The organism is Acidovorax sp. ACV01, from assembly GCF_014851495.1.
GTDB classification, from domain to species: domain Bacteria; phylum Pseudomonadota; class Gammaproteobacteria; order Burkholderiales; family Burkholderiaceae_C; genus Acidovorax; species Acidovorax radicis.
Map to the genome: position 1 here is coordinate 306,286 of NZ_JACUZT010000004.1, position 22,519 is coordinate 328,804.

At 57.5% G+C, this 22,519-nt stretch carries 20 protein-coding genes; 4 read left to right on the forward strand and 16 right to left on the reverse strand.

Annotation, left to right across the window (positions count from 1 at the left end):
- Positions 1 to 17 precede the first annotated feature (17 nt).
- The 10 genes from IB243_RS14040 to IB243_RS14085 form a co-directional block, all read right to left on the reverse strand.
- On the reverse strand, positions 18 to 974 hold the full coding sequence (locus IB243_RS14040) for an SAM-dependent methyltransferase (protein ID WP_192427793.1): 957 nt from the start codon (positions 972 to 974) through the stop codon (positions 18 to 20).
- Positions 974 to 1,603: a DUF1415 domain-containing protein gene (locus tag IB243_RS14045; RefSeq protein WP_192427795.1), complete on the reverse strand. Its 630-nt coding sequence runs from the start codon at positions 1,601 to 1,603 to the stop codon at positions 974 to 976. Before IB243_RS14045 ends, IB243_RS14040 begins: the two co-directional genes overlap by 1 nt.
- Positions 1,604 to 1,673: 70 nt before the next feature.
- The gene (locus IB243_RS14050; protein ID WP_192427797.1) at positions 1,674 to 2,846 is read right to left on the reverse strand and encodes a deoxyguanosinetriphosphate triphosphohydrolase; all 1,173 of its coding nucleotides are present in this window, start codon (positions 2,844 to 2,846) and stop codon (positions 1,674 to 1,676) included.
- A gap of 68 nt (positions 2,847 to 2,914) precedes the next feature.
- Positions 2,915 to 4,012, reverse strand: coding sequence for a 3-dehydroquinate synthase (gene aroB, locus IB243_RS14055; protein WP_192427798.1), 1,098 nt, complete (start codon positions 4,010 to 4,012; stop codon positions 2,915 to 2,917).
- Positions 4,013 to 4,434: 422 nt separating this feature from the next.
- On the reverse strand, positions 4,435 to 5,958 hold the full coding sequence (locus tag IB243_RS14060) for a putative Ig domain-containing protein (protein ID WP_192427799.1): 1,524 nt from the start codon (positions 5,956 to 5,958) through the stop codon (positions 4,435 to 4,437).
- A 25-nt stretch (positions 5,959 to 5,983) separates the two neighbouring features.
- Positions 5,984 to 8,122 carry a type IV pilus secretin family protein gene (gene pilQ / locus IB243_RS14065; protein ID WP_192427801.1) on the reverse strand — a complete coding sequence of 713 codons (2,139 nt, stop codon included), beginning with the start codon at positions 8,120 to 8,122 and terminating at the stop codon, positions 5,984 to 5,986.
- Positions 8,119 to 8,661 carry a pilus assembly protein PilP gene (locus IB243_RS14070; protein ID WP_082606971.1) on the reverse strand — a complete coding sequence of 181 codons (543 nt, stop codon included), beginning with the start codon at positions 8,659 to 8,661 and terminating at the stop codon, positions 8,119 to 8,121. The genes pilQ and IB243_RS14070 overlap by 4 nt, the downstream gene beginning before the upstream one ends.
- Entirely contained in the window at positions 8,658 to 9,338 is a 681-nt protein-coding gene (locus IB243_RS14075; protein WP_082606972.1) for a type 4a pilus biogenesis protein PilO, read from the reverse strand. The genes IB243_RS14070 and IB243_RS14075 overlap by 4 nt, the downstream gene beginning before the upstream one ends.
- Positions 9,339 to 9,340: 2 nt before the next feature.
- Positions 9,341 to 9,949, reverse strand: coding sequence for a PilN domain-containing protein (locus tag IB243_RS14080; RefSeq protein ID WP_057228943.1), 609 nt, complete (start codon positions 9,947 to 9,949; stop codon positions 9,341 to 9,343).
- Entirely contained in the window at positions 9,946 to 11,025 is a 1,080-nt protein-coding gene (locus tag IB243_RS14085; RefSeq protein WP_010462139.1) for a pilus assembly protein PilM, read from the reverse strand. The genes IB243_RS14080 and IB243_RS14085 overlap by 4 nt, the downstream gene beginning before the upstream one ends.
- Positions 11,026 to 11,293: 268 nt before the next feature.
- On the opposite strand from IB243_RS14085, the gene IB243_RS14090 reads away from it, so the two are divergent.
- Positions 11,294 to 13,687, forward strand: coding sequence for a penicillin-binding protein 1A (locus IB243_RS14090; protein WP_192427803.1), 2,394 nt, complete (start codon positions 11,294 to 11,296; stop codon positions 13,685 to 13,687).
- Positions 13,688 to 13,923: 236 nt separating this feature from the next.
- On the opposite strand, the gene cyaY is transcribed toward IB243_RS14090, so the two are convergent.
- A complete protein-coding gene (gene cyaY / locus IB243_RS14095) occupies positions 13,924 to 14,253 on the reverse strand; it encodes an iron donor protein CyaY (RefSeq protein ID WP_010462142.1) in 330 nt (109 codons plus the stop codon).
- A gap of 12 nt (positions 14,254 to 14,265) precedes the next feature.
- On the opposite strand from cyaY, the gene IB243_RS14100 reads away from it, so the two are divergent.
- Both IB243_RS14100 and IB243_RS14105 read left to right on the forward strand, forming a co-directional pair.
- A complete protein-coding gene (locus IB243_RS14100; protein WP_192427805.1) occupies positions 14,266 to 14,475 on the forward strand; it encodes a lipoprotein in 210 nt (69 codons plus the stop codon).
- Positions 14,476 to 14,597: 122 nt separating this feature from the next.
- Positions 14,598 to 15,416, forward strand: coding sequence for an MBL fold metallo-hydrolase (locus IB243_RS14105; RefSeq protein WP_057229645.1), 819 nt, complete (start codon positions 14,598 to 14,600; stop codon positions 15,414 to 15,416).
- 94 nt (positions 15,417 to 15,510) lie between these two features.
- On the opposite strand, the gene IB243_RS14110 is transcribed toward IB243_RS14105, so the two are convergent.
- From IB243_RS14110 to IB243_RS14130, 5 genes are all read right to left on the reverse strand, one after another.
- Positions 15,511 to 16,161, reverse strand: a complete 651-nt coding sequence (locus IB243_RS14110; RefSeq protein ID WP_192427807.1) for a sulfite oxidase heme-binding subunit YedZ — start codon at positions 16,159 to 16,161, stop codon at positions 15,511 to 15,513.
- Positions 16,162 to 16,237: 76 nt separating this feature from the next.
- On the reverse strand, positions 16,238 to 17,242 hold the full coding sequence (msrP, locus tag IB243_RS14115) for a protein-methionine-sulfoxide reductase catalytic subunit MsrP (protein WP_057228948.1): 1,005 nt from the start codon (positions 17,240 to 17,242) through the stop codon (positions 16,238 to 16,240).
- Positions 17,243 to 17,386: 144 nt separating this feature from the next.
- Positions 17,387 to 18,736, reverse strand: coding sequence for a c-type cytochrome biogenesis protein CcsB (gene ccsB, locus IB243_RS14120; protein WP_192427809.1), 1,350 nt, complete (start codon positions 18,734 to 18,736; stop codon positions 17,387 to 17,389).
- A complete protein-coding gene (locus IB243_RS14125) occupies positions 18,733 to 20,886 on the reverse strand; it encodes a cytochrome c biogenesis protein ResB (protein ID WP_192427811.1) in 2,154 nt (717 codons plus the stop codon). Before IB243_RS14125 ends, ccsB begins: the two co-directional genes overlap by 4 nt.
- 155 nt (positions 20,887 to 21,041) lie before the next feature.
- Positions 21,042 to 21,671: a cytochrome c gene (locus tag IB243_RS14130; protein WP_010462150.1), complete on the reverse strand. Its 630-nt coding sequence runs from the start codon at positions 21,669 to 21,671 to the stop codon at positions 21,042 to 21,044.
- Between the two features lie 72 nt (positions 21,672 to 21,743).
- Here IB243_RS14130 and yihA point away from each other — a divergent pair, with 72 nt between their 5' ends.
- Complete coding sequence (gene yihA / locus IB243_RS14135; protein ID WP_082606973.1) at positions 21,744 to 22,493, forward strand: ribosome biogenesis GTP-binding protein YihA/YsxC; 750 nt, start codon at positions 21,744 to 21,746, stop codon at positions 22,491 to 22,493.
- Positions 22,494 to 22,519 lie beyond the last annotated feature (26 nt).

Consider the following 22,519-nt stretch of genomic DNA (forward strand, 5'->3'; position numbering starts at 1 on the left):
CCGCCTGTGGTGGGCGGTCAGTGCGGCAATAGGTCCACGGCAACCTGCGTATCGCTAGCCTCCGAGCCCAGCCCGAAGCGCGCCCCCAGCACCTTGTCGAGGCCGAACTCTTCCAGAATGGCGCGAAGGCGCTCGGAGGCGCTGCGCTTTTTCTGCCCCGTGTAGCGGGCGATGATCAGCTCATTCTTCATGCTGTGCTCCCACCCCACCAGCTCCGTTACCGTGACCTGGTAGCCACTCGCCTCCAGGTACAGGCAGCGCAGCACATTGGTGACCTGGCTGCCCAGTTCGCGCGTGTGCAGCGGATGGCGCCACAACTCGGCCAGGGGCGTGCGCGCCAGCTGCAGGGCTTTGCCCTGGCGCAAGCAGGCGGCCATCTCGGCCTGACAGCATGGCACCAATACCATGGCCCGGGCATTCTTCTGCAGACCAAAGGCGATGGCATCGTCCGTCGCCGTGTCACAGGCATGCAGGGCAGTGACGATATCGATCCGGGCCGGCAATTCATCCGCACCGGTGGATTCCGCCACCGACACATTCAGGAACGACATGCGCTCAAAGTCCAGCTTCTGTGCCAGCAGACGGGATTTCTCCACCAGCTCGGCGCGCGTTTCCACACCGTAGATGTGGCCGCGTCCCAGGGCTTTGAAATACAAGTCGTACAGGATGAACCCCAGATACGACTTGCCTGCGCCGTGGTCTGCGAGCGTTGGCCCCTTCTCTGTGGTGGACAGCTCGGCAAGCAGTGGTTCGATGAAGTTGAACAGGTGGTACACCTGTTTGAGCTTGCGCCGCGAATCCTGATTGAGACGCCCATCGCGCGTGAGGATGTGCAACTCTTTGAGCAGCTCTATCGACTGACCCGGCCGCAACTCGGACAGCTCCGCAGGTTCGACTTTGGGGGCGGCTGCCTTGGGGCGCGATGCATGGGGCTGCTGCGTGCGGGCTACGGGGGTGTCTTTGGCATTTTTCATCATCGCACTTCCTTGTTCGCAGCCAGTGGCATTGGCTCGCCCGAATGAGGACCGACATCGAGTGCGGCCCACCCCTGCATGCCGAGCGCTTGCAGCACCTCGATGTTCCGCTCGAAGATCATCTCCGCCTCTGGGAACACCTCCACGGCCCGGTCAATGCTCTCCTCCCGCAGCAGGTGCAACGTGGGGTAAGGCGAGCGATTGGTGCAGTTGGTCACATCATCCACGTCGGTGCCCGCAAACTGAAACTGGGGGTGAAAACTCGCGATCTGCAGCGTCCCATCGAGGTCCATTGCCTCCAGCAATGCCTCCGCCTCACCCAGAAAATCGTTGAAATCAAGAAAATCCTGGAGGCAGTGAGGGAGTATCAACAAGGTGGTATCCCGCGTTTCGGCAGAGGCCACCACCAGGGCTGACAGCTCACAGCGCAGGAGATCCAGCACCTCCGTCAAGTCTTCGGTCGGCGCGACCACATAGTGGATCTGCCCCTTGACATGAACGCCCTTGGCAAAAGGGCACAGGTTGAGCCCGATCACGGCGCGCTCCAGCCAATGGACGGTGTTGCGAACGAACAAATCGGCAGACTCCGAAGAGGCCGCCGAGACGGCAAAAGGGGGGGTGGAAGTCATGAAACAGGCGCGCGGGGCGCGAAGAAGTGCGGGTGAATTTTACCGGGCGCCCTGCCTGCCCCATTGCAGCTCAGTCGAAAAGCCGCCGCCCCGTCAGGCGCTCATGCTCCCGCGCAGCAAACCGGTCTGTCATGCCTGCGATGAAATCCGCCACTGCCCTTGCCCGCAGCGGGCCGCAGTCCACAGAGGCCTGCTCGGCAAACGCCGCCTTCATCTCACGCGGCGAAGTCGTGTACGCCGCAAACAGGTCACGCACGACCTCCTGCGCACGGCCCGTGGTCTCCATTACCTGGGGGTGACGGTACAGATTCTTGAAGAGGAACTGCTTGAGTTCCAGAGAGCGCGCACGCATGGCATCGCCAAACATCACGAGCGCTGGTGACTGGCGCACGGCCTGCACATCAGGCGGCGCGTGCCTGGCCAGCGCCGCCTGCGTGGTATCAATCACGTCATAGACCTGCGCGCTGAGCATGCGCCGTATGGCTTCGAACAGCAGCCGCCGCTGCCGCAGCGGCTGTGCAAGATCCGGATACTCGGCCTGGGCCGCAGCGCGGTACGGGTCGAACAAGGGCAAGTCCTGCAACTGGGCCAGCGTGATCAGGCCAGAGCGCACGCCATCGTCGATGTCGTGCGCGTTGTAAGCGATTTCATCGGCCAGGTTGCACAGCTGCGCCTCCAGGCTGGGTTGCTCGCGGCGCAAGAACCTCGCACCGACGCCACCGGGTTCTTCGTTCTCCAACTGTTGTGCGTGCAACCTGGAGCAGTGCTTGAGCACGCCTTCGCGCGTCTCAAAGGTCAAGTTCAGTCCGTCGTACTGCGGATACCGCTCCTCCAGCTTGTCCACTACACGCAAGCTCTGCAGGTTGTGCTCAAAACCTCCGTGCTCCGCCATGCAACCGTGCAACGCATCCTGGCCAGCATGCCCAAAAGGCGTATGCCCCAGGTCGTGGGCCAACGATATGGCCTCTACTAAGTCCTCGTTGATGCGCAGCGAGCGCGCAATGGATCGCCCCAACTGGGCGACCTCCAACGAGTGGGTCAGTCGCGTACGGAACAGGTCGCCCTCGTGGTTGAGAAAAACTTGCGTCTTGTAGACCAGCCGCCGAAACGCCGTGGAGTGCACGATCCGGTCCCGATCACGCTGGTATTCGGTTCGCGTTGGTGCAGGTGTTTCTGGGTAGCGCCGCCCCTTGGTCGCGGCAGGGTGGCAGGCGTACGCCGCCAGATCAGAGATCGGATTCAAATTTGCCGCCAGCGCTTATATATAAAGCGCAAATAGCTATGTAATTTATAGCAAACGATGGTGAAATCCTAGGCACAACAGGCATCGATCACTTCGCGCACCAGGTCGTCCGGTGCTGAGCGCACCACCGCCTTGCCCGGGCCATCGATCAGCACAAACCGAATCTCACCGGCTTCGGACTTTTTGTCGACACGCATTAGCTCCAAGTAACGGCCCGCGTTGTCTGCAGCGTCCAAAACCGCCCCCTTCGTGGGCAGCCCCGCGCGCTGAATCAGCAGATTCAGACGCGCCACAAACCCGTCGTCCACCAATCCGAGCCGGCGAGACAGCTCGGCCGCCATCACCATGCCGGCACCTACACCTTCACCATGCAGCCATACACCATAGCCCATGCCAGCCTCGATAGCGTGCCCGAAAGTATGGCCAAAATTGAGGATGGCACGCAGGCCTGTTTCCTTTTCATCCTGGCCAACAACCCAAGCCTTGATCTCGCAACTGCGCCGCACGGCGTGCGCCAGGGCATCGCGGTCGTGCGCGATCAGGGCGTCCATATTGCGTTCCAGCCAATCAAAGAAGGCCATGTCCGAGATGGGTCCGTACTTGATGACCTCGGCAAGACCAGCACTGAACTCACGCTTGGGCAACGTATCGAGCACCGCAAGATCGCACACCACCAACTGCGGTTGGTAAAACGCACCAATCATGTTCTTGCCCAACGGATGGTTGATGGCCGTTTTGCCACCCACCGAAGAATCCACTTGTGCAAGCAGCGTGGTGGGCACCTGCACAAAGGGTACACCCCGCATGTAGCTGGCGGCGGCAAAACCTGTCATGTCGCCAACGACACCGCCGCCGAGCGCGAAGATGACCGTCTTTCGATCGCAGCCATTGCTTAGCAGTGCATCAAAAATGAGCTGTAGGGTCTCCCAGTTCTTGAACTCCTCGCCATCTGGTAGCTGCAGCTCATGAATCTGCGCATACCGGCCCGCCAGCGCTGCTCGTAAAGCGGATGCATACAAAGGGGCGACCGCGGTGTTACTGACAATGAGCGCAGTGCTGGCGCGGGGCAAAGCATCGTAGGACGTGGCATCAGCCAACGGGCCGTCACCAATGGCAATGCGATAGCTTCGCTCAGGCAGATTAATAAGGACTTCTTGGATAGTCATGGGACACGGTATGTACTTAAGCTTTCAATTAAAGGTGGCGGTGAATTGCCACTCCCTGTCTATTTTGCCTGAGCCTGACCGAAAAACCGACTGATGTGGCATAGCGCTTAGCCATCGCAATGGGTGACTGCCTAATAGGACAAACGAATCAGGCCCCCCCTACGTCACCAAGGAGTTCATCTCAACGTTTCGCAAAACCAATCGCTCTTGTCGCGTGGGACGGCCCCAGCACCCGCGGTAGCAGCCGACTCAAACAAGAGCACTGAGCCTCCGACCCCCTAAATTTTTCATCGAAACGAGTCGACATTACTATTTATGCAATTCCAATACCGAGAAAAAAAAATCCCCGGGGAGGCCGGGGATTCGAATCAGAGACTTTAATTTAGAAAGCGCTTTCAGATGCGCTTCCTGTACTAAATCAACTAAGGACACGTGTACTCGATAGGGTCCCCACCCGGGGGCGTAGCACCTGTCACAACGGTAATGCTAAACGTCCGAGTAATCGAAGCAGAACCCTTCGTTGCTGTCACCAAAAATCGCTGACTACCGCAGTTATTCACCTTGGGTGTGCCATTGAGAACACCCGCAGAGCCCGTTGTCCCACTGGTCAGCCATGCAGGCAAGCTCGTAAACCTCCAAGTCACATCACTTACCGATGCGACAAATGAGTAAGTAAAGCTAGTACCTACGGGAGCAGAACCAAGTGAACATACCGCATTAGAATTGCAATCACCAATAGCAAAATCCTCTGGCAATCCACCCACCACTTTGAGCTTGATAGTACCGGTTGTAGAAAGTTTATTCTTGTCAACCACTGCGACCGTCGCACGATAGTCACGCTCTTCCGCAGTACTACTAACCGTTCCACTGAGCATACCGGTACTGGCATCAACGGACAATCCCGCAGGCAATCCCGTAACAGACCACACAAAGGGCGGCAAACCGCCACTTACTGTTAATAGGGAAGTAAAAGGAACTCCTTTAGTCACAGTGCCCAGATCCACATCAGTAAAATTGATCGGCGTAGTTACCCCTTCAATAACAGAAATTTGCTCAATAATAGAAATAGGATCTTGAATACCATTTGCAACATTGTTATCAAAGCGATCCGTCGTAAATTCCATGAAAATCGGACCGGTTTCTTCACCACTCAAAAGACTAAACAGTGCAACACCTCCAATCGAAGACAACTGAAGAATACTACCCGATTGATTTCCAGACACCAAACGTGCACCCACTGCCGCCTCCGTACCGGCCAGAATACGAATCTGAACTTTGGCGCCCGAGCCATCGGGAGTAGGCTGATTACCATCGTCCAGCACTAAAGCTTGCATGCCGACCTGATTAATAATGCGATTAGGGTTGGATTTTGTCCCCAAATACCCCAGCCGTTCGAACTCAGGCGTCTGAGCGATGACTCGCACACTTGCAGGCTTGCCAGTCGCCGCACCCGCACCCACCGTAATATTTACGCTTGCTCTTTCGACGCGACCAGACCTGGGGTCAGTTACCGAGCAAGTGATCGTAGCTGTTCCCGCTTGATTACCTGCATGAAAATGAAAAGAGTTTCCTCCAGAATTTGCCCCCAGGGTAATACTGCGAAATGCAAGAGGATTGCCATCATCATCTTCATGTGCTGGATCCCCATCCAGATAATACAATGGCCCAGAACCCAGACCATATTCTGTATTGCAGCCAAATATATTTGGACCGCCAGGGATTGGCGCACCACCCTTTGTGGCATTCACATACAAAGTCGTAGTAAACGGCGCATAGACCCCAATGCCCGCGGGATAACTACCCACATTAACAGGCAAAGTAACTTTTTCAGTACGCAAAGTTATAGCGTAATTTTCATCCGTTTGCCCTGGGTTTCCGCCTCCGCCGCCACACGCTGAGAGTGCAGCAGCTACCGCAAGCATCAGGAATTTGACTTTTTTCAACATTGATTTTCCTATTCAAATTTTTTAATTACCGAATCGCAGCACGTTCAGTTAAAACTTTGGGCGTAATAAATATTAGCATTTCCTGCTTGTTCGCCTGCTTGGTCTTCGTTTTAAACAAGTTTCCAACCCCTGGAATATCACCCAAGAATGGGACTTTTGCCTCTGCATCATCTTCGAAAAGCTCGAAAATTCCGCCAATAACAACTGTACCTCCATTCTCGACCAGCACCTGTGTCTTGATGTGTTTGGTGTTAATAGCACGCACATTTTGCAGAATTTCACCGGGGCTATCTTTATTGACATCAAGATCTAAAATAATATTACCCTCTGGAGTTATTTGAGGCAAAACCTCCAACTTCAAGACCGCCTTCTTGAACGCAATAACTGTTCCACCATTCGGCGCTGTCACGGGGTATGGAAACTCAGTTCCCTGCTCAATAGATGCCTTGGTCTGATCTGCAGTCACAACCCTAGGACTAGACACAATCTTACCTTTGCCATCAGCCTCCATGGCAGATATTTCCAGATTCAAGAATCTGTTAGCAGCTGAGTTAAAAATTGAAATAGCAAAACTTGCAGGATCAAATCCACCTTGAGCTTGTGCAGGCAGATTGACAAAATTACCTGATGTATTAACACCTCCACCCGCCCCAGATGAGGCTACCGCGTTGGTATAGCTGGTTCCAAAGGCGACGCTGTTACCCCCGCCAATATTGTATCCGCCCGTACCACCACGATTCGCACGCAAATCGGTTCCGCCTAGACGGATCCCCAACGAGCGCCCAAAAGTATCAGATGCCTCTACAATTCGTGCCTCAATCATTACTTGCCGAACCGCAACATCCAAAGTTAAAAGTAATTGACGTACTTCTTCCAACTTACCTGCTGTATCAGTGACAAACAATTGATTTGTTCGAGGTTCTGCAATCGCGCTTCCTCTTTCAGAAAGAAATCTGTTCGACGTCCCCCCCCCGCCTCCACTACTCGAAGCCGACAACTGCGCGACCATATCGACGGCTTTAGCATAATTCATTTGAAATGCCTGAGTTCGCAGCGGCTCCAATTTTTGAATAGCCAAGGCAGCCTCATAGTCTTTTTTCGTACGATCGTCTATCTCGTCTTTCGGAGCAATCCATAAAACTGTACCTGACTTGCGCATGCCAAGGCCTTTAGCCTCCATAATAATTTGCAGAGCTTGATCCCAAGGTACATCCTTAAGGCGCAACGTAAGTGACCCAGTAACAGTGTCAGAAGTAACAATATTGAAGTTAGTAAAATCAGCGATCACTTGTAAGAGCGAACGAACTTCAATATTCTGAAAATTGAGGGATAACTTTTCTCCACTATATCCAGGGCCTTGGGTGAGTTTGTTGAGATCAACTTTCTTCTGACGAATCTCAATCACAAACTGACTGTCGCTTTGGTATGCGCTGTGCTCCCACTCACCAACGGGATCGATGGTCATCCGAACCCGTTCACCCTGCTGGACTGTAGTGATAGATTGAACCGGCGTACCAAAATCACCCACATCCAAACGACGACGCAATCCTTCAGGCAATGCGGACTTCAGAAAATCCACCACCAAGCCTTTACCCTGTTGGCGAATATCAACCCCAACCTGACTAGATGGAAGCACTACAACGACTCGCCCAGAACCATCTGCACCTCGCCTGAAGTCCACATCTTTCAGCGTCTGCACATCAGAATTTATGGGATCAGCAAACACCGGCGCCTGCGCAGGGACCACAGAACTAGTTGAAGAAGCCGCGCCCAAAGAAATTAACAACGACTTTCCTTGAATGTCCGCTTGATAAGAAGTTGCCTGCTTGAGGTTAAGAACAACGCGGGAACGATCACCAGCCTGAACTACATTCACCGATTTAATATTGCCTTGATTTACATCAAAAGCACTTCTTCCCGTCGCATTAGATGCACCAGGAAAATCCAAAGCAATGCGAGGCGGGGATTGAATGGAGAAACCGGTAGGTACCACCTGCAGAGGCTCAGCAAAGTCAATGCGCACTACATCCATGCCGTTCTGTACGCTTCCTGTCACAGACTGAATTACTACTTGAGCCGACGCATCAAGGGGAATCAATATCGCAAAGAAAATCCCCGCCACCATTTGGAAAATTTTAGTTGCATGAATTTTTGAGTATTTCATTTTTTGCCCTCTTGCAGATCCAGCAAAGCCGTCCGCTCAATCCAATCACCAGTAGCATCTTGCACAATTTCACGCAATTGGATTGAATTTTCGGTAATTTTGATTATTTTCCCGTAATTTTGCCCAATATAGCTACCCACTCGTACTTGATAAATTAATTTATCCACCCTCAACAGTGCCGTCGGCATTCCTTTTTTATCCAAACTCCCTACCATAGCCATCACATCCAATGGATAGGCCTCGAGCGGCTCTTTTCTCCGCGCCATCTCCGGCGCAATTAGTGCAGCATTTGAAGCTGATTGAGTAGATTCTTTTCTGAGTGCCTGTGTCAGCTTTATTGGATTAAAAGGCTCGACACCAGAATCCATCGCATACATCTGCGGCAAAAACTGTTTTGGTTCAGTCAATGGCGTCACATGAGGTTTTGTAGTTGCACGCAAATCAGTCATCCACTGCTGCAACTCCTCATCACCCGACGAACCGCACCCACACAATGCAGCAGAAATGAGAACCAATGAAATCAGTTTATTTGATATCATTTTTTCACTGCTCCTGCGGCTTGTTTCTGCGCTTGAATTTCCTCAGGATCGAGATATCTAAATGTGCGAGCCGTTGCATCCATGGTCAAAGTTCCACCGTCTTTGTCCTTGCCGAATGGAGCTATTGATATATTATTCAGCGTAACAATTCTCGAGAGATGTGCAATATCCGACGCAAATGAACCCATATCGTGATATTTACCAGTCACACGAACTTCAATAGGTAATTCAGCGTAGTACTCTTTCACCACCACCTGTCCAGGTCGAAATAAATCAAACTGCAAACTCCGCCCGAGACCCGCCTGATTTATATCGGAAAGAAGCGCAGCCATTTCAGCCTTGCTAGGCAATTGCTTTTCGAGTTGAATCACGTATTGTTGAACCTGTTCTCTTTGACGCTTTAATGCATCCAAACTCACAGCCTTCGTTAACTTAACCTGATAATCTTGACGAAGAGTTTGCTCCTTTGCAACCTCCGCAGCGAGTTCAACTTCATATTCATTGATTTTTGCAAACCATAGAGCTGCAGCCACAATGACGGCAATGAAAATGCACAATAAAATCTTCGGCGCCACTGGCCACAAAGAAGGATCCTTAGGATCCAAATTTCGGAATTGCCTAGAAATATTTTCCTGCAGGGCAACGAAATCAACATCTTTCTTTGATTTTTTTGCCATATTTATTTCCCAATCGCCGCACTGGCAGTGTCTTTGGCTTTTTGTGCCTCGCCGGTTCGCATGAGTCGGAAGCGCAAATTGAACGTAGACACTCGGCGCTGATCCCTAGACGTCAGTGCAATGTTACTCGCCACAATTTCCACCAATTCCGGCTTGGACAACCATGGAGTGTTATCAGTCAAATTTCGAAGCATTTCAGACACACGCTCGTTGGACTGAGCAACACCCTGCATGGCAATAACCTGCTCAGTTTGCTTAATACTAGTCACGTATGCTCCCTCCGGTATTTGGCGCACAAGTTCATTAAGTAAATGAACAGGGAGGTTGCGATCAGACTGAAGATCTTCTACAGCCTTCTGCCTAGCTCGCAAAGCAGCAATCTCGTCTTCAATGGTTGCAATTTCCTTGATTTGTTCTTCAAGGACTTTAATTTCGCTCTGCAGGAATGTATTGCGCTGTTGCTGAGCGGTGATCATCATCTGGAACCACCAATAGACTGCGCCAGCGATTGCAAGGCCAATCAGAAAGGAAGCGAACATCGTCGCCTGAAAGGCTTCCTTTCGACGCTTGCGCGCGGCTTCCCGGTGAGGAAGTAAATTGATCAAAATCACTGCAGGAACCTCCGCATGGCCAGACCGCACGAGGTCAAATAGGATGGCGCTTCACGCACCATTTTTTTCAAACGAACGGAACTTCCAATTTCCATCCCATCAAACGGATTGACTGCACTGCAAGCAAAGCCCGTTTGCTGGGTAACAGCTTCCGTCAAACCAGGCAGTGGCGCCGAACCGCCAGCCAGCATGATGTGATCCACACGGTTATGGGGCGTACTAGTGAAGAAGAACTGCAGAGCACGACCAATCTCCTGGGCCATGCTGTCTACAAACGGCCGAAGCACGGCAGATTGATAGTCTTCTGGAAGATCGCCATTTCGCTTTTTACTTTCAGCTTCTTCCACCGAGAAACCGTATTGGCGGACGATCAACTGGGTCAACTGGGCTCCACCAAAGGCCTGGTCACGGTCGTACATAACTTCTTCGTTGCGAATGACCTGCATGCTGGTAGTGAGTGCTCCCACCTCAAAAAGCGCGACCATTGCGTCTACGCCTTTCTTGGGCAATGCCTCTATCAAGCGCCCTGCGGCCAATCGAGAAGCGTGGGATTCGATGTCAACCACCACAGGCTTGAGTCCAGCAGCCTCCGCCAGCCCTTGGCGGTCCTGGACTTTTTCACGCCGTGACGCCGCAATGAGAACATCTACGTCGCCGGGCGCATTTTTACTGGGCCCGATCACACAGAAATCCAGACTCACTTCGTCGAGCGAAAAAGGAATGTACTGATTGGCCTCCGACTCGACCTGGACTTCGAGTTCTTGCTCGGTCATGCCGCCCGGCAAGGTGATCTTCTTGGTGATGACCGCCGACGGAGGCAACGCCAAGGCAACGTTTTTGGTCCGCGTGCCACTTTTCTTGACCAGGCGGCGCAATGCATCCGCCACTTCGTCGAATTTTTCGATGTTGCCATCTGTAATCCAGCCACGCTCCAGCGGTTCGATCGCGCAGCGCTCGAGAACCAAGCCGCCCGCTTTATCGCGCCCGAGTTCCACCAGTTTGACACTGGAGGAGCTGATGTCGATTCCCAGCAGTGGCGGAGACTGGCGACTGAACAAAGACCCCATTGAGCTCAAGATTGGTCCCCTGTAACTTGCCAAAATGAGGCAACAAAACTTAACACTTCACATGAATGCTATCAGTAAGATAGTTCTCCAGCAAAGATTTTTCCCCGCGTAACACTTGCGGAGCGTTGCCAAAAGCAGACGATTTTTGGATGGCTTGCAACACCGTTCGGCGACGGTGGGGCGCCTTTTGGCGCCTAGGCACGGACGGCGCATTGCGATTTTTAGAGCCGGGGAGCGGACATTTTTATAATGGGCGCTCTTACCCCTTCGGAGCGATATGCCGCCCTCTTCATCAAAGTCCTCGAACAAGCCGGACTCCTCCTCCGCTCCTGCGCGCACCACGTGGCTCCGCTGGCTTGTACGCGCCGCCCTCTGGATGGCAGGACTTGCAACCGCAGCCGCGTTAGGGGTGGCATTGACCATCGCTGTGGCATTGGCCGTGGCTTATCCGAACCTGCCAGATGTCTCTGATCTCGCGGACTACCGGCCCAAGCTGCCGTTGCGCGTCTACTCTGCCGAAGGCGCTCTGCTGGGCGAATTCGGCGAGGAGCGTCGCAATCTCACCCCCATCGGAGAAATTCCCCAAGTCATGAAAGACGCGGTATTGGCCATTGAGGATGCCCGCTTCTTTCAGCACGGTGGGGTTGACTACAAAGGGGTTATTCGCGCGGGTTTGGCCAACCTCGGCCGTGTAAAGAGCCAGGGCGCCTCCACTATCACAATGCAGGTAGCACGCAATGTTTACCTCTCCTCAGAGAAAACATTTACACGCAAAATTTACGAAATCTTACTGACATTCAAGCTGGAGCATTTACTGACCAAAGATCAGATTCTTGAGATTTACATGAATCAGATTTACTTGGGCAACCGTGCATATGGCTTTGCGGCTGCGTCAGAAGCGTATTTTGGCAAACCCCTGAAATCTGTGTCGGTGGCTGAAGCGGCCATGCTGGCGGGCCTTCCCAAAGCACCCTCCGCATACAACCCTATCAGCAACCCGAAACGGGCGCGGTCCCGGCAGCTCTACATCATTGAGCGCATGGAAGAAAACGGTTTCATCACCGCCGAGCAGGCCACAGGCGCCAAAAAGGAAGAACTCAAAATTCGCTCCGGCCCGGACAACACCCGAATTCACGCAGAGTATGTTGCCGAGATGGCGCGCCAGTTGATCTTCACGCAGTATGGCAACGAAGCCTACACACGCGGACTCAACGTCTACACGACCCTCAATGCGGCAGAGCAAGAGGCTGCGTATGGGGCGCTGCGCCGGGGCATCATGGACTACGAGCGCCGCCAGCAATACCGCGGCCCAGAGAAGTTTGTGGTTTTGCCGACTGCCGCCCAGGAAGTCGAAGACGCCATTGATGACGCGCTGGCCAATCACCCGGACAACGGCGATGTCCTCTCCGCCGTCGTCCTTGAGGCCTCGCCCCGCAAGATCGTGGCAGCCCGCGCCAGTGGCGATACGCTCGAAATCACCGGCGACGGCCTGAAACCCGCGCAATCTGGCCTGAGTGACAAGGCGCCACCCAATATCAAGATCCGCCGTGGCGCCGTGATCCGGGTGGTGAAAACACCCAAGAATGCCTGGGAAATTACGCAGCTTCCCGAAGTAGAAGGTGCCTTGGTGGCATTGGACCCGCGCAGCGGAGCCATCCGGGCCTTGGTGGGCGGCTTTGACTTCGACAAGAACAAGTTCAACCACGCCGCCCAGGCATGGCGCCAGCCCGGGTCGAGCTTCAAGCCTTTCATCTACTCCGCAGCACTGGAGAAGGGGTTCACGCCCGCCACGGTCATCAACGATGCCCCTCTGTTCTTTGATGCAGGTGTGACGGGTGGCCAACCATGGGAACCCAAGAACTACGATGGAAAGTACGACGGCCCGATGAGCATGCGCACAGGTCTCGCCAAGTCCAAGAACATGATCTCGATTCGCATCTTGCAGGCCGTGGGGCCCAAGACCGCACAGGAGTGGGTATCCCGCTTTGGCTTCGATGCGGAGAAGCACCCTGCCTACCTCACGATGGCCCTGGGTGCTGGCTCCGTCACCCCCCTCCAGATGGCCACGGCTTACTCCGTGTTTGCCAACGGCGGGTATCGCGTGAACCCCTGGTTGATCGCCAAGGTCACCGACCACAAGGGCCGCGTCATCTCCGAGACCACTCCGCCAGTCACCTCCGAGCAACCGCGTGCAATTGATGCCCGCAATGCCTTCGTCATGAACAGCCTTTTGCAGGAGGTGACCCGGTCGGGCACCGCCGCGCGGGCTCAAGCCACGCTGAAACGGCCAGATCTCTACGGAAAGACGGGGACCACCAACGACTCTGTGGACGCATGGTTTGCTGGCTATCAGCCCACAATCGCTGCGGTGACCTGGATTGGCTACGACACCCCACGCAACCTGGGAAGCCGCGAAACAGGTGGCGGTCTCAGTCTGCCGGTGTGGATCAGCTTCATGGAGCGCGCGCTCAAGGGCGTGCCCGTCATGGAGCCCACGGTGCCTGCCGGCGTGGTGAATGTGGGCGGGGAATGGTTTTACGAGGAATATGCACGCAACAGTGGTATTCCAAGTGTGGGCCTGGATGACCGCTCGGCATCACCTGCAGTCGCGCCGCACGCGCCACCCCCGACGGAAGAGCGAAACCGCATCCTGGATCTCTTCCGCAACTGACAGGACCGCGCGTTCTGCAAACCGCCCAAGAGCCTATTTACGATCTCGCGGGGGTCGGGTCGCGCAGCGGTCCTGGCGGGATGGGATGCTAGGCGCGGCGCTTGTGGATAGCCCGGCTATCAACAAGCGCCGCAACGCCGCAGATCGCCCACGAAGACCTCTGCCCGAAGGGTTGGAGCGAAATCGGGCGAGATCGTAAACAGGCTCTAAGCTACTTGTGCCACCCGGGCAGAGGTTCAGGCCGAAAACTCCAGCGGCAATCCCGCTTGCCGGGCTGCGTCGCGGCTCAGGCAGTCAAAGAACTCGCCGGCACCTTTCGTGTCCTGCCAAGCCTGTCCATCAAAACGGTAGTGGTATCCACCGGACCGTGCTGCCATCCAGACCTCGTGCAGCGGCTTTTGCAGATTGATAACGATCTGGGACCGGTTGGGAAACGTCAGTGTCACCATGCCCCCAGAGCGCTGGGCGTCCACATCGGCATCCGTCGCATCGTTGATGCGATCACAGCTGCGCTCGACGGCGAGGAGCAGTTTTTCGGCGTGGTCCATGAATTCGAGGTCGGTCATTACAATTTGCGCATGTTGAAAGCTTCCCAAATTCTAGTCAGGACGCTTGTCCTTGCTGCCAGTGCGGCAGCCCTTGCAGGTTGCGGTCAACGGGGCCCTCTGCATTTACCCAGTGGCCCGGCGGCCGCGCAGCGTGCCACGCTGCCCCAGACGCTGACCCCCAACGTCGGAACCTCCGCCCCTGCCGAGCCCCCCGCAAACGCAGCCTCTGCGCCGCGCTAAAACGCGGCAGACGGACCGGGGCGCCCGCTCCGGCGGCCAATACCCAGGACACTTGATTTCTATCAAGGAGGCCTCGCAGGGTCAATCGTACAGTTCGTGCTTTATTGCACCGCAGGATGGCCATGGCCCTCGAACTCTACCGCGACAAGAACCACGCTTGCCTGATGTTCACCGACCTCATCGAGGAAGACGGCCAGGCCGTTCAGGCCAATCAGTTCTTGATCGTGGACGACGATACCGGCGCCATCATCGACCCCGGTGGCAACCTGGCTTTCAACGAGCTGTTCATGGGAATGACCAAACATTTCCCACCACACAAGCTTTCGTACCTCATTGCCTCACACGCCGATCCAGACATCATTGCCTCGCTGGACCGCTGGATGACGAGCACCAAGGCCGACCTGGTGATCTCGCGCGTCTGGGAACGTTTTGCCCCCCATTTCACGAAGGTGGGCAAGACGGAGAACCGCGTCATCGGCGTGCCCGACAGCGGCGGTCACTTGCCGCTGGGCCGCCATGAACTGGTGCTGTTGCCCGCGCATTTCATGCATTCCGAGGGCAACTTCCACTTCTATGACCCGGTGAGCCGCATCCTCTTCACCGGTGACCTGGGCGTGTCAATGATGTCGGGCGCCGAGGCGCGCGTGCCGGTGACCGAGCTCAAGGCCCACATCCCGCGCATGGAGGGGTTTCACCGCCGCTATATGGTCTCCAACAAGATCCTGCGGCTGTGGGTCCGCATGGTGCGGCAACTGGATATTTCCATGCTGGTACCGCAGCATGGCGCACCCATCATGGGCAAGCAGGCGATCAGTGATTTCTTCACCTGGATCGAGAACCTCATGTGTGGCATCGACCTGTTCGACGATCGGGCCTACCAGATTCCCACCGGCTACATCGACCCCGTAACCCGGCAGACGCGCCCGGGACCTGAGCGATAACCGCAGGCACCATAAATTCGAATGAAACTCACCTCTAGCGCTTGTCCATCAAGCGCTATTAGCTATTATTTTTGAAGCAAACCCCACGCAGAGACTACCGTGCGCGCGCGCCCGACACCTTTGCACCTGCTGCGCCCGGCACCGCCTGCCGCTTGCGCATGCGGTGCCATAACCGCCAGCCCAGCAGGGCCGCAAGAACCAGCGCATACACCGCCACCTCGCCAAAGTCATTCTTGCCAGCACGCATCCAAAAGAAGTGCAGGATGGCCAGCCCCGCCACTGCGTACACGCTGCGATGCAATGCCTGCCAGCGCTTCCCGCCCAGTGCTTTGATGGCGCGGTTGAACGATGTAGCGGCAAGCAGCGTGAGCAGCAGCAGCGCCAAAGACCCCACCAGGATGACCGGCCGCTTGACGATGTCGCGCGCGATGTCCGGCACGTCAAAGCCCATGTCGAACCATGCGTAGCTGAGCAGGTGCAGCAGGCCGTAGAAGAACACGAACAAACCCAGCATGCGCCGAAAGCGCGCCAGCTGGGGTGTGGAGGTGATCACGCGCAGTGGCGTGATGGCCAGTACCAGGCACAGGGCACGCAGTGTCCAATCGCCGGTGGCGCGGATCAGCGCTTCGGCCGGGTTGGCGCCCAGTTCGTTGGCCGCCGTGGCGTAGACCAGCCACACCAGCGGGAACAGGCACAGCACAAAGACCACAGGCTTGGCGGCGGGATGGAGCAAAAGTTTGCGCATGGCGATCCGTGCCCGCTTCTGCCACCAGAACAACAGCCCGAGCGGAAGAAAAAAGGGCAAAAAGGGCGTACGGCGATCAGTAGAACTTCTTGAGGTCCATGCCCGCGTAGAGCTGGCCCACCTGGGCTTCGTAGCCGTTGAACATCAGCGTCTTGCGCTTTTTGGCAAACAGGCCGTCTTCGCCGATGCGCCGCTCGGTGGCCTGGCTCCAGCGGGGGTGGTCCACCTCGGGGTTCACGTTCGAGTAGAAACCGTATTCCTGCTTGGCCGCCTTGTTCCAGGCCGTGCCAGGCTCCTTCTCGACAAAGCGGATCTTGACAATGCTCTTGGCACTCTTGAAGCCGTACTTCCACGGCACCACCAAGCGCACAGGTGCACCGTTCTGGTTGGGCAGCACCTCGCCATACATGCCAAAGGCGAGCAGCGTGAGGGGATTCATCGCCTCGTCCATGCGCAGACCCTCCACATAGGGCCAGTCGAGCACACGAGAGCCCACAAAAGGCATCGTCGCCTTGTCCGCCAGCGTCACGAATTCCACATACTTGGCGCTGCCTTGTGGCTCCACACGTTTGATGAGTTCTGCCAGCGAGTAGCCCACCCAGGGGATGACCATGGACCAGCCCTCCACGCAGCGCAGGCGGTAGATGCGCTCTTCCTGTGCGCTGAGCTTGATCAGGTCTTCGATGCCGTACTTGCCCGGTTTCTTGACAAGGCCCTCAACCTCCACCGTCCAGGGGGTGGTCTTGAGGGTATGGGCGTTGCGTGCAGGGTCGGCCTTGTCGGTGCCGAACTCATAGAAGTTGTTGTAGGTGCTCGCGTCCTTGTAGTCGGTGAGCTTCTCCATCGAGACCGCCCCCGCCACGGTGGACTTGGCGCCCGCCAGCGCGGCGAGCTTGTTGGGCCGCACCACCTGCGCCTGCTGGGCCAGTGCCTCGCGGCCCGCCCACGTGGCGAGCGCGGCACCCGCCGCACCGCCTGCCATCAGCCGGAGCATCTGGCGCCGGTCTTCGTAGACCGTGCGGGGCGTGATTTCGGAGGAGTGGGGGTGGTTAAAACCCGAATCGCGCGATGGAATCAGCATGGGAGGCTCCGGTCATGGTCTGGTTGAAACAGCTGCTGCGGTAGAGCAGGACAACTGTTAGTTCGTTCCCTGGACCGCTCAGGTTACACCGAAGACGCAATAGTTGTTGCCCTGCCCTCTATGCCCGGCATCCCCATCACTGCATCACAGCGTACCGTAGCTGTGCAAGCCGCTCAGGAACATGTTCACACCCAGAAACGCGAACGTGGTCACCGCCAGGCCCACCAGCGCCCACCAGGCGGACACGGTGCCACGCAGGCCCTTCATGAGGCGCATGTGCAGCCAGGCGGCGTAGTTGAGCCAGACGATCAGCGCCCAAGTCTCCTTCGGGTCCCAGCTCCAGTAGCCGCCCCACGCCTCGGCCGCCCACAGGGCGCCCAGCACGGTGGCGATGGTGAAGAACGCAAAGCCCACGGCGATGGACTTGTACATCACGTCGTCGAGGATCTCGAACGACGGCAGGCGCGCCGCGATGCGTTTGCGGCCCAGCAAGATGCCCGCGACGATCAGTGCGGAGATGCCGAAGTACACCATCCAGTAGCTGCCGCCGTTCTCGGTGGCACCCTGGCGGAAGACGATGGGCTCGAAGCACAGCACCACGCCCAGCAGCCACAGCGGCGCCAGCTTGTACCAGCGGGTTTCGGTGGCCTGCTGCTTGATCAGGTACGCAAAGGCCACCATGGCGGCCAGCGCAAAGGTGCCGTAGCCGATGAAGTTGGCGGGCACGTGCAGCTTCATCCACCAGCTCTTCAAGGCCGGCACCAGGGGCTGGATCTCATGCGCCTCGCGCACCACGGTGTACCAGAGCAGAAAGCCCACCGCCGCACTGACCACCAGCATCACAAAGCCGCCCAGCGCCCGCGTGTCGTACTGCTGTTCGTAGTACAGGTAGAACGCCGCCGTCATCCAGCAGAACAGCACGAACACTTCATACAGGTTGCTCACCGGGATGTGGCCGATGTCCGGGCCGATGAGATAACTCTCGTACCAGCGCACCAGCGTGCCGATGAGCGCCATGGCCACAGCCACCCACGCAATGCGGGAGCCCAGCATGCTCATGGTCTTGCCCTCTCCGCGCGAGAACATGCCGACCCAGTAGAAGATGGTGCTCATGAAGAACAGCATGCTCATCCACAGGATGGCGGACTGGCTGGACAGGAAGTACTTGAGGCCGAACACCGTGTCGGCTCGCGCCAGGCTGCCCGCACCATCTTGCTGGTAGAGGCCGATGGCCAACAGGGCCACGGCCGCCACGATCAGCATCAACGCGCGCAGCGGGCGCCAGAACCAGCCCAGCCAGATCGTGCATGGAATGGCCCCGAGCAGGATGCCTTTTTCGTACCCATCCATGTAGCTGCCGTAGCGCTGCAGGGCATACAAGCCCCCTACTGCCACGATGGCGGCAAACAGCCAGTCGAACCAGTTGCGGCGGGCAAAAAAGCCCTCGTTCAGGGTGATTGTGGTGGCCGTGGAGGAAGAAGTCGCGGTGTTCATGCGGTGCCTTCGCGGGGCGATGCCCCGATCAGTTTCTGTGCGAGCTGGACAAACTCCTGGTCGCCGTCCATGGTCTTGCGATTGGTGGACAAGGCCATGGTGGCGTGGGTGCGACCACCCTGTGGCGCCACCCAGACCCAGACCCGCCGTTCGCGCACGTAGAGCATGGCAAAAACGCCCAGGATCAGCAAGGCACAACCCAGATAGACAACATTCTTGCCAGGGGCTCGGGCCACCTGGAAGACGCTGGCCTGCACCTGGGTGAAGTCCTTGAGTTCAAACGCCAGCGGCGCGGGGTAGATCTGCGCGTCGGACAGAGAGAGAACGGCCTGCGTCATGAAACCCTGGGTCTGGTCGTCTTGTGGCAGCGGCGGCAGGCCGGCACGCTGGCGCGAAAGCTGCGCCACCTCGAACAGCGTGCCGTTCAGAATGCGCACCAGTACCTCGCCCGCCCGTGCGCGCTCGGCTTCGGGCACATTGGCTTCCATAAAGTCCGACACCGCCTGCAGACCCCCGGTCGGTTTGCCATCCACCATGCCCCGGCCCGCGAACAGCGCCAAGGCCCGCGACGCCGATTGCTGCAGCTGCTCGGCCAGGTCGGTGCGCGAGGCATCGATGGCCTGTGCCACATAGCGGCGCACCGCCTGTTCGCGCGCTTCGGGATCGGCCAACACCGCCTTCATGCGCATGAAACCGTCCATGCTGCCCTTGTCATCGGCCGGCACCCGCAGGTACCGGAACGGCTCCGCAGGGGTTTCGCGCACACCCAGCAGAAACACCGGCACGCCGTCGCCCGTGTCCACGGGCAGCATGTAGTTGTGAAACTCGCGCGCCTGGCCCGCAGCGTCCCGCAGCTTGTAGCTCACGCTGGGGCCCACGTTGCGCAGCTCTTTTTTGGTGACGGTCTTGTTGGCAGCGCCCAGGCGGGACTCCACCGACTCGCGCAGGTCCACCTTGCGCACATCCGCACCGCTGCCGCCAGGGCCTGCGCCCCCGAAGTTCTCGACATTGATGGTGCGCAACGCCGTGAATTCCAGCGTCAGCGTGCCGCTGCCCGGAGCGCCCCCGTTGTTGGTCAGCTGGGTGGAGTTGCCCACCACCCCTTCCACGTCAATAGGCTTGGCTCCGGCCACCATGGGCACGCCACGCAGCTTGAGGTGCGAGCCACCGTCGTCAAAGCTCGACTGGTAGATCTCGATGCCTTTGTAACTGGCCGGGTGGTTCACCTCCACACGCGCCGGAATCTTCTCGCCCGTGGCCTTGTCATGGATGACGATCTCGCTGGCGAACAGCTTGGGCATGCCGGTGGAGTAATGCTCCACGATGAACTTCTTGAGTTCGATGGCAAACGGCAGGTCCTGCAGCAGGACGCCATCGGACTGGTTCAGGATGGCGGTGCTCGACTGCGTGCCTTCAGCCACCAGCAGGTTGCCCCGGAAGGTAGGGTTGCGTTCGGACAGCCGGTGCTCGGGCTTCACGTCGGCAATCAGCCCACCGCCTTGGTAGGGGGTTTTGCCACCCAGCAGCATCTGTGCGCGCACGATGAGGTCGCCGTCCAGCAGGCCGCCCACACACACCAGCACGATGGCGCTGTGCGCGGCGATGTAGCCGAGCTTGTTGGCAGCACCCGCCTTGGCCGCCACCATCCAGCCCGTGCCGGGGCCTGCGGCCGTATCGCGCTGCTGCAGGCGCACCTTCCAGCCACCGCCGGCCATCAGCGTACCGATGCGGCGCGCCTCGGCCTCTGCGGAGCCGCTGAGTTCAGCCTCTGCCTTGTGGTGAAACGCCTTGAGGCTTTGTTCGCGGATGTTCTCCTTGTAGACCTTGAGGTCGATGAGGATCTTGGGGGTGTTGCGGGCGATGCACAGCGAAGTGCTGATCACCAGAAACGCCAGGATCATCAAGAACCACCAGGCGCTGTACACCGCATTGAGCTGGATGGCGCCGAACAACTCGGCCCAGAAGGGGCCAAACTGGTTGACGTAGTTGACCGCAGGCTCGTGCTGCTTGAGCACCGTGCCGATCACCGAGGCAATACAGATCACCGTCAGCAGCGAGATAGCGAACCGCATGGAGGACAGCAGCTCGATCCCGGCGCGCCAGGCCCGGGAGCCAGACTGGATGCGAAGGCCTTGGGTGAGGTCGGACATGGATGGAAGAAGGAGAGGCGAAGACGCGCGAAAGAGGGAAAGGAAAAGGGCGGGACCATCTGTGCGATGGGCCCGCCCTTTTTGGGATTGTTATTGGCGGTAGGTTCCGTGCAGCCCGACCAGAGGGACTACAAGATTGACGAAAATCAAATCAATCAGCGCAGACCGGCAATGTAGTCCGCCACGGCCTTGATTTCCTTGTCGTTCAGCTTGGCGGCCACTTGCGTCATCTGGATGCTGTTGGCACGCGAGCCATCGCGGAAGGTGTTGAGCTGGGCCACCGTGTAGTCGGCGTGCTGGCCCGACAGGCGGGGGTACTGGGCGGGAATGCCCGCACCGTTGGGACTGTGGCAACCAGCGCAGGCAGCGATCTGGCGGTCGGCAATGCCGCCGCGGTAAATGCGCTCGCCCAGGGAGACAAGGTCCTTGTCCTTGGCGAAACCGGGTTTGGCAGACTTGGAAGCCACCCAGTACGCAATGTTCTTCATGTCGTCATCCGACAGCGCGGTGGCAAAACCCTTCATGACGGCGTTGTTGCGCTTGCCGGACTTGAATTCCTGCAGCTGCTTGACCAGGTATTCGGGGTGTTGCTGCGACAGCTTGGGATTGGCCGCAATGGCCGAGTTGCCATCGGCGCCGTGGCAGGCGGCACACACTGCGGTGTAGCTGGCCTCGCCCTTGACGAGATCCGGCTTGGCCGCTTTGGGGGCATCGCCCGCCGCATAGGCCGAAAAAACAGGTGCTGCCAGTGCGGCAGCCGTCAGCAAAGAGGCGAGCAACTTCATATCGAGGGTCTGTGTTTATGTGCGCAAAACCTCGCGATTCTACAATGAGGCTTCCTCGTAGCCCAATTCCCCATGACGACCACCTCTACCGCGCCAGTTGCTGGCTCCCTTCCGCCCGCTCCCGACGCCAAGATCGCCATGGGCTGGATGCACACAGCCAGGTTCCTGACCACGGCCGCGCAGCTGCACCACCTGCCACCCATCCACGTGCCCGAGATTGCTTTTGTGGGCCGTTCCAACGCGGGAAAATCCACCTGCATCAACACGCTCACGCAGCAAAAGCAGCTCGCCTTTGCCTCCAAAAGGCCTGGGCGCACGCAGCACATCAACCTTTTCTCTCTGGGCAAGCACGGCGTGACCGATGCGGTCCTGGCTGATCTGCCGGGCTACGGCTACGCGAAGGTGTCGCGGTCCGACAAGGTGCGCTGGCAGCAGGTGATGGTCAATTACCTGGTCAGCCGCCCCGGGCTCACCGGCATCGTCTTGCTGTGTGACCCCCGGCTCGGGTTGACCGAGCTGGACGAGGCCCTGCTTGAAGTGCTGCGCCCACGGGTCGAAGAAGGCCTGAAATTCCTCATCGTGCTGACCAAGGCGGACAAGCTCACACGCTCGGAGCAAGCCAAGATCCTGTCGATTACGCGACTGAACGCGGCCGGCGGAGAGGTCATGATGTTCTCGGCCCTCAAGAAACAAGGCGTGGACGAGGTGGCACAGCTGCTGTGGCAGTGGGCGCACCCGGCGCAAGGGCCGATCGATGCAGACCCGGCCCCCACGGATGAGCCCCCACCGCTCGATGATTCTGAGGATATTCAGTCAAATTAAGCCCTAGCGCTTACCCATCAAGCGCT

Coding starts and splice junctions, on each gene's coding strand:
- pilQ (WP_192427801.1), bottom strand. CDS start 8,122: ATGAAATACTCAAAAATTCATGCAACTAAAATTTTCCAAATGGTGGCG.
- IB243_RS14125 (WP_192427811.1), bottom strand. CDS start 20,886: ATGTCCGACCTCACCCAAGGCCTTCGCATCCAGTCTGGCTCCCGGGCC.
- IB243_RS14110 (WP_192427807.1), bottom strand. CDS start 16,161: ATGCGCAAACTTTTGCTCCATCCCGCCGCCAAGCCTGTGGTCTTTGTG.
- IB243_RS14090 (WP_192427803.1), top strand. CDS start 11,294: ATGCCGCCCTCTTCATCAAAGTCCTCGAACAAGCCGGACTCCTCCTCC.
- IB243_RS14105 (WP_057229645.1), top strand. CDS start 14,598: ATGGCCCTCGAACTCTACCGCGACAAGAACCACGCTTGCCTGATGTTC.
- IB243_RS14075 (WP_082606972.1), bottom strand. CDS start 9,338: ATGGCAAAAAAATCAAAGAAAGATGTTGATTTCGTTGCCCTGCAGGAA.
- IB243_RS14070 (WP_082606971.1), bottom strand. CDS start 8,661: ATGATATCAAATAAACTGATTTCATTGGTTCTCATTTCTGCTGCATTG.
- IB243_RS14130 (WP_010462150.1), bottom strand. CDS start 21,671: ATGAAGTTGCTCGCCTCTTTGCTGACGGCTGCCGCACTGGCAGCACCT.
- IB243_RS14045 (WP_192427795.1), bottom strand. CDS start 1,603: ATGACTTCCACCCCCCCTTTTGCCGTCTCGGCGGCCTCTTCGGAGTCT.
- msrP (WP_057228948.1), bottom strand. CDS start 17,242: ATGCTGATTCCATCGCGCGATTCGGGTTTTAACCACCCCCACTCCTCC.
- IB243_RS14060 (WP_192427799.1), bottom strand. CDS start 5,958: ATGTTGAAAAAAGTCAAATTCCTGATGCTTGCGGTAGCTGCTGCACTC.
- ccsB (WP_192427809.1), bottom strand. CDS start 18,736: ATGAACACCGCGACTTCTTCCTCCACGGCCACCACAATCACCCTGAAC.
- IB243_RS14040 (WP_192427793.1), bottom strand. CDS start 974: ATGAAAAATGCCAAAGACACCCCCGTAGCCCGCACGCAGCAGCCCCAT.
- yihA (WP_082606973.1), top strand. CDS start 21,744: ATGACGACCACCTCTACCGCGCCAGTTGCTGGCTCCCTTCCGCCCGCT.
- IB243_RS14100 (WP_192427805.1), top strand. CDS start 14,266: ATGTTGAAAGCTTCCCAAATTCTAGTCAGGACGCTTGTCCTTGCTGCC.
- cyaY (WP_010462142.1), bottom strand. CDS start 14,253: ATGACCGACCTCGAATTCATGGACCACGCCGAAAAACTGCTCCTCGCC.
- aroB (WP_192427798.1), bottom strand. CDS start 4,012: ATGACTATCCAAGAAGTCCTTATTAATCTGCCTGAGCGAAGCTATCGC.